The organism is Chamaesiphon sp. VAR_69_metabat_338, from assembly GCF_031423935.1.
Taxonomy (GTDB): domain Bacteria; phylum Cyanobacteriota; class Cyanobacteriia; order Cyanobacteriales; family Chamaesiphonaceae; genus Chamaesiphon.
This window is the reverse complement of sequence record NZ_JANPGM010000262.1, coordinates 1-5,379: the sequence shown is the minus strand read 5'-3', so window position 1 is coordinate 5,379 and position 5,379 is coordinate 1. Positions and strand designations below refer to the sequence as shown.

Below are 5,379 nucleotides of genomic sequence, written 5' to 3'. Positions count from 1 at the left end.
CGTTTGCCTAAAATACTTGGCGGGGTTTCCCGTTTAATTTTCATGTTTTGTTTTTGTTTTACCACCTTTGGGTTTTTGGTTTTTGGGTTTTGGTTTTTGGGGGGGGGGTGCGGGTTGCGGGGAGCGGGGTGGGTTAATTGTCTCATTAGGCAATCTGAAACCCTCGTATTTAGTCGCCAACCGCCCTGAAATGAATTTCGGGCTAAAAGCAAAAGTTCACTGAAGTGAACTAAACTATTTTTCTCTTAAGACAATTAATCCCTCCTGCTACACAATTAACCTGTAGGGGTGCCCCTTGTGGGTACCCTTTACAGATCTGCGCTTTTACTAGCTGTAGATCGAAATTGTTGAATGCGCTCCCAGACACGATCGACTAAGATCGGATCGTTGCTGTCGAACCACTCAATTTCAGGAATCGATCGAAACCAAGTGCGTTGGCGTTTGGCAAATTGGCGGGTGTGGACGATCGTCAGTTCGATCGCCTCTGCTAAACTAATTTCACCTTGAATATATTGACGCATTTCGGCATAGCCCAAAGTATCGAGCAGCGGCAAATCCCATCCATATTTTGTCCCCAAATATCTCACCTCATCCTCCCATCCTAACGCGAGCATCTGCTGAGTACGCTGCTGGATGCGATCGACCAGTAAATCCACCCCGCAATCCAAACCAATCTGGAGGATCGGATAGCTCGGCGGATCTTCGCCCTGCTGAATGGAAATCGTCTGTCCCGTGACATAATATACCTCCAACGCCCGCACGGTACGGATCGCATCATTGGCATGAATTTTCTCGGCAGCTTGACGATCGAGATGTGCCAAGATCTGGTAACATTGCACCTGTCCCAACCCGAGCAATTGCGATCGCAAATCCGGCTGTGGCGCGACTCGTGGTATCTTCATCCCCTTCACCACAGACTTAATATATAGTCCCGTTCCACCCACTAACAGCGGAATTTGCGCCTGCTGATGAAATTTCTTGATGAGTGCCTGTGCCTGCGATTGATATTGGGCAAGAGTTACGGTATCATATGGATCTGATGTACTAACTAGATGATGCGGTACCAAAGCTAGCTCTGCGGGGGACACTTTGGCGGTAGCAATATCGAACTCTCGATAGATCTGGCGCGAATCGGCACTAATAATCGGTGAGTTGAGACGTTGGGCGATCGCGATCGCCAGTCCTGATTTGCCCGTGGCTGTCGCACCACAAATAACGATGAGCATAGAGATTAGAGCGGAAAGGATAGGGAGTAGTAAGTCAGGGTACGGTCGATCGAATGTTGCTACCAACTACCCACTACCATCTACCCTCTATTAAAGATATTCCCAGAACTATCTAGATTCGTCCATAACCTATTTGTGTTATAATTTTGGAGTGATTTATCATCAGTACAGCCAATAGCGGCTTGTGACTCATTATTGGAGCATCGTTTATGAGCAGCGATTATGGTGACGACAACATTCGGGTACTGGAGGGACTAGAAGCCGTCCGCGTCCGACCGGGGATGTATATCGGGAATACTTCGGCGACGGGACTCCATCACCTAGTATATGAGGTTGCGGATAACTCGATCGATGAAGCTTTGGCTGGTCATTGCAAAAATATCGATATTTCGATTAATGCCAATGGATCGATTACCGTCATTGATGATGGACGCGGGATTCCGGCGGGGATTAACCCACAGACGGGGAAATCGACGATCGAAACCGTACTCACAGTGTTGCATGCTGGCGGTAAATTTGGGGATGGTGGTTATACCGTCTCGGGTGGTTTGCACGGGGTGGGGATTTCGGTAGTTAACGCGCTCTCTGCGAATGTGGAAGTCAAGGTATGGCGGAACCAGAAGATTCATACCCAGCGATTTGAAAAAGGCGTAGCGGTTACTGGATTGGATATCGTCCCAAGTCCCGAAGATCGGACGGGTACGACTGTGACATTTTTACCTGATATCGAGATTTTCAAAGAGGGGATTGTCTTCGACTTTGATACCCTCGCCGTGAGATTCAAACAGTTAGCATATCTCAATGCCGGACTGCGGATTAGTTTTAGCGACTACCGCCTAGAACTGTTAGAGAACAACGAACCCCGGATCGAAAATTACTATTATGAAGGTGGGATTCGGGAGTATATTGCTTACTTAAATGTCGATAAGCAACCGCTTCATGAAGAAGTAATTTATATCCAAAGCGAGAAGAATAAAGTTCAAGTCGAAGTCGCTCTGCAATGGTGTAGTGATGCCTACAGCGATAACATCTTAGGTTTTGCCAATAATATTCAAACCAAAGAAGGCGGGACGCATTTAGATGGTTTAAAAGTCGTGTTAACGCGGACGATCAATGCGATCGGTCGCAAACGCAATAAACTCAAAGAAGGTGATTCTAACCTCGGTGGTGAAAATATTCGCGAAGGTTTAACCGCGATTGTTTCGGTCAAAGTCCCCAATCCTGAGTTTGAAGGTCAAACTAAAACCAAACTAGGTAATAGTGAAGTCCGTGGGATTGTAGACTCGATCGTGTCCGAAGCTTTAATTGAATATTTGGAGTTTCGTCCCAATATTGCCGATGCGATTTTAGAAAAAGCATTGCAAGCGTTTAATGCCGCCGAAGCAGCCCGCCGCGCGCGCGAATTAGTTCGTCGTAAATCGGTGTTAGAATCTTCAACTTTACCTGGTAAATTAGCAGATTGTAGCTCGAAAGATCCCAGCGAATCTGAGATTTTCATCGTGGAAGGCGATTCGGCAGGGGGAAGTGCCAAACAAGGCAGAGACAGACGTTTCCAAGCAATCTTACCCTTGCGCGGTAAGATTTTAAACATTGAGAAAACTGACGATGCCAAGATTTATAAAAACACTGAAATTCAAGCTCTAATCACTGCATTAGGTTTGGGTGTCAAAGGTGAAGATTTTAAATCCGAACAACTGCGGTATCATCGGATTTGTTTGATGACCGATGCCGATGTTGATGGGGCGCATATTCGGACGCTATTACTCACGTTCTTCTATCGCTACCAGCGAGCATTAATCGAGGAAGGCTATGTCTATATTGCTTGCCCACCGCTCTATAAATTAGAACGGGGACGCAATCATTACTATTGCTATAGCGAACGCGAATTGCAACAGAAAATCTCTGAATTTCCGGCTAATGCCAACTACACAATTCAGCGGTTCAAAGGTTTGGGAGAAATGATGCCCCAGCAGTTGTGGGAAACCACCATGGATCGAGAAACGCGGACGCTCAAACGGGTCGAGATTCAAGATGCTGCTGAAGCCGATCGAATCTTTACAATTCTCATGGGCGATCGCGTGGCACCACGTCGCGAATTTATCGAAACCTATGGGCCAAAATTAGGTCTGATGGACTTGGATATTTAGTCAGGTTTATTTCGATATTTTTAGTACGAAACAGAAACCCGACTTCTCCAAGAAGTCGGGTTTATAATTACCATAATTGTTCTGCAAATTTAGTCCTAAAACCTAAAATCTAAAGCCTAACACCTAACACCTAACACCATGATTCGCGACGCGACGATCGAAGATTTACCCGCAATTATTGAGATTTACAATACCTCGATTCCCGGACGGATGGCGACCGCCGATCTCGAACCAGTGACAGTTGCCAGCCGGATGGAGTGGTTTACCGCTCATAGTCCCGAACGGCGACCATTGTGGGTCTTAGAACAAGAGCGTAAAATCCAAGCTTGGTTTAGTTTTCGATCGTTTTATGGGCGCGATGCTTATCGCCATACTGCCGAGGTGAGCGTTTATGTCTCGCCAGCTTCCCATCACAAAAAGTTGGGCACTCAATTATTAGCCCAGGCGATCGATCGAGCACCGAGTCTAGATCTTAAAACATTGGTAGCATTCATCTTCGCTCACAATCAACCCAGCCTCAAGTTGTTCGAGAAACACGGCTTTCAACAATGGGGCTACTTACCCCAAATCGCCGAACTCAATGGGATCGATCGAGATTTAGTAATCTTGGGCAGACAAATCTAAACTAAAATAATTTTCCCAACTCCCAACTCCCGATGACTGCTTTTAGCACAGAACCGATTCTTCGACGCAAACAACATGCCTTGGACGTGCAAGATCTCGAAGGAATCTTGCGCATTCAGATTCAATTTAAAAACTTCAAACTATTTTCCGGCTTTTATACCCGCATCGACCAAGTATTTATCTTGTGGGGGCTGATTACCGCGATCGTGTTTTCGACTGCACAATTCCTGAATCTAAATTGGACAGATCAAGGCATTGCCTGGTCGATCTTGACCGCAATCGGGGCTTGGGGTACCTGCCATCTCGCCTGGTACTGGGTGAGTGTCGAGCGACTGCGCTGGGTGGTGTATGTGTGGGTCGCCTTGATGCTGGGAGGAGTGTTATTGACCAATTGGGGTCTGTTTGGTGGTGGTTGGGTGTTGCTGCCCCATCTGTGTCGATTGTGGCTGGGATTGAGCGCGATCGGTTATGGGATTACCGCTTGGGGATTGCGATCGCGTGCCTTACTCGCTAGCGGATTGCTGCATCTAGGCGCGATTGCCCTGTTACCTTATCTACCCACTTGGCAATTCCTCTTTACCGGCATTGTGACAGCAGGGAGTCTATTCCTGTTGGCTGAGGTGCAATGGGATATGCAATCTACTACTGACAACCAACGATTGACACTGGCACAAAAGCAATTTAATCTCCGCCAACGCGAACTCAGACAGCTCGAATCATTAGTTAACGATCGATTGGTAGACTCATAATATCGATCGCGAGCAAATGAAAACTCATCCAAAAGGACGATTTTAGAATTTACGCAATTAGCTAATATTGAAATATGGAACGAGCGGTAATTGAATTGCAAACTTCCTATGAACTATCAAAGCTATTTTCACGAGCTATTATCTAAATTCAGATAGATATAGATCCAATGCACTGGATGGGGGTTATGTCGCAGTGACCCAGTGCTGCCCATCGTAAGAGAGCGACGGTAGAGGGGCAGGCAGTGCAGAAAGTAGTCGCAATACACATGTCATCTTAACTGCACCCAGTATCTAGATCGAACATTCATTTAGTGTAGAGTTTCTGTCGCTTCCTCTACTTTGTTTCTACTAACGGGGAACTAAACTTCCCACCAGAGCGATCGAAAGTAGGAAATAAATGGATGTACTTCATTCCCGATAAACCGGCAACAATTTTGATTTAAAATATCGATCTTGCGATCGAACGCTAATAATAGAGCGATTACATATCGTACGTTGTGCGATCGAGAATGTCCAGAAATTAGATTAGTTTGGGTAGCGATCGAGCCAAAGTGATAATATGGCTCAGATCTATTTATCTACCATCCATGCTAAATATCCAAAAAAGTTGTTGGGGACTGCTAGGCATCATTG

Annotated in this window: 4 protein-coding genes; 3 read left to right on the top strand and 1 reads right to left on the bottom strand. The window is 46.1% G+C overall.

What is annotated here, in order from left to right; translation table 11 throughout:
- Positions 1-308 precede the first annotated feature (308 nt).
- Positions 309-1,226: a tRNA (adenosine(37)-N6)-dimethylallyltransferase MiaA gene (gene miaA / locus RMO84_RS07740; RefSeq protein WP_310487889.1), complete on the bottom strand. Its 918-nt coding sequence runs from the start codon at positions 1,224-1,226 to the stop codon at positions 309-311.
- Between the two features lie 209 nt (positions 1,227-1,435).
- Here miaA and gyrB point away from each other — a divergent pair, with 209 nt between their 5' ends.
- The 3 genes from gyrB to RMO84_RS07725 all read left to right on the top strand — a co-directional run bounded on the left by gyrB (position 1,436) and on the right by RMO84_RS07725 (position 4,746).
- On the top strand, positions 1,436-3,373 hold the full coding sequence (gene gyrB / locus RMO84_RS07735; RefSeq protein WP_310487888.1) for a DNA topoisomerase (ATP-hydrolyzing) subunit B: 1,938 nt from the start codon (positions 1,436-1,438) through the stop codon (positions 3,371-3,373).
- Between the two features lie 138 nt (positions 3,374-3,511).
- Positions 3,512-3,997, top strand: coding sequence for an N-acetyltransferase family protein (locus tag RMO84_RS07730; RefSeq protein WP_310487887.1), 486 nt, complete (start codon positions 3,512-3,514; stop codon positions 3,995-3,997).
- 32 nt (positions 3,998-4,029) lie between these two features.
- Positions 4,030-4,746 carry a hypothetical protein gene (locus RMO84_RS07725; RefSeq protein WP_310487886.1) on the top strand — a complete coding sequence of 239 codons (717 nt, stop codon included), beginning with the start codon at positions 4,030-4,032 and terminating at the stop codon, positions 4,744-4,746.
- Positions 4,747-5,379 lie beyond the last annotated feature (633 nt).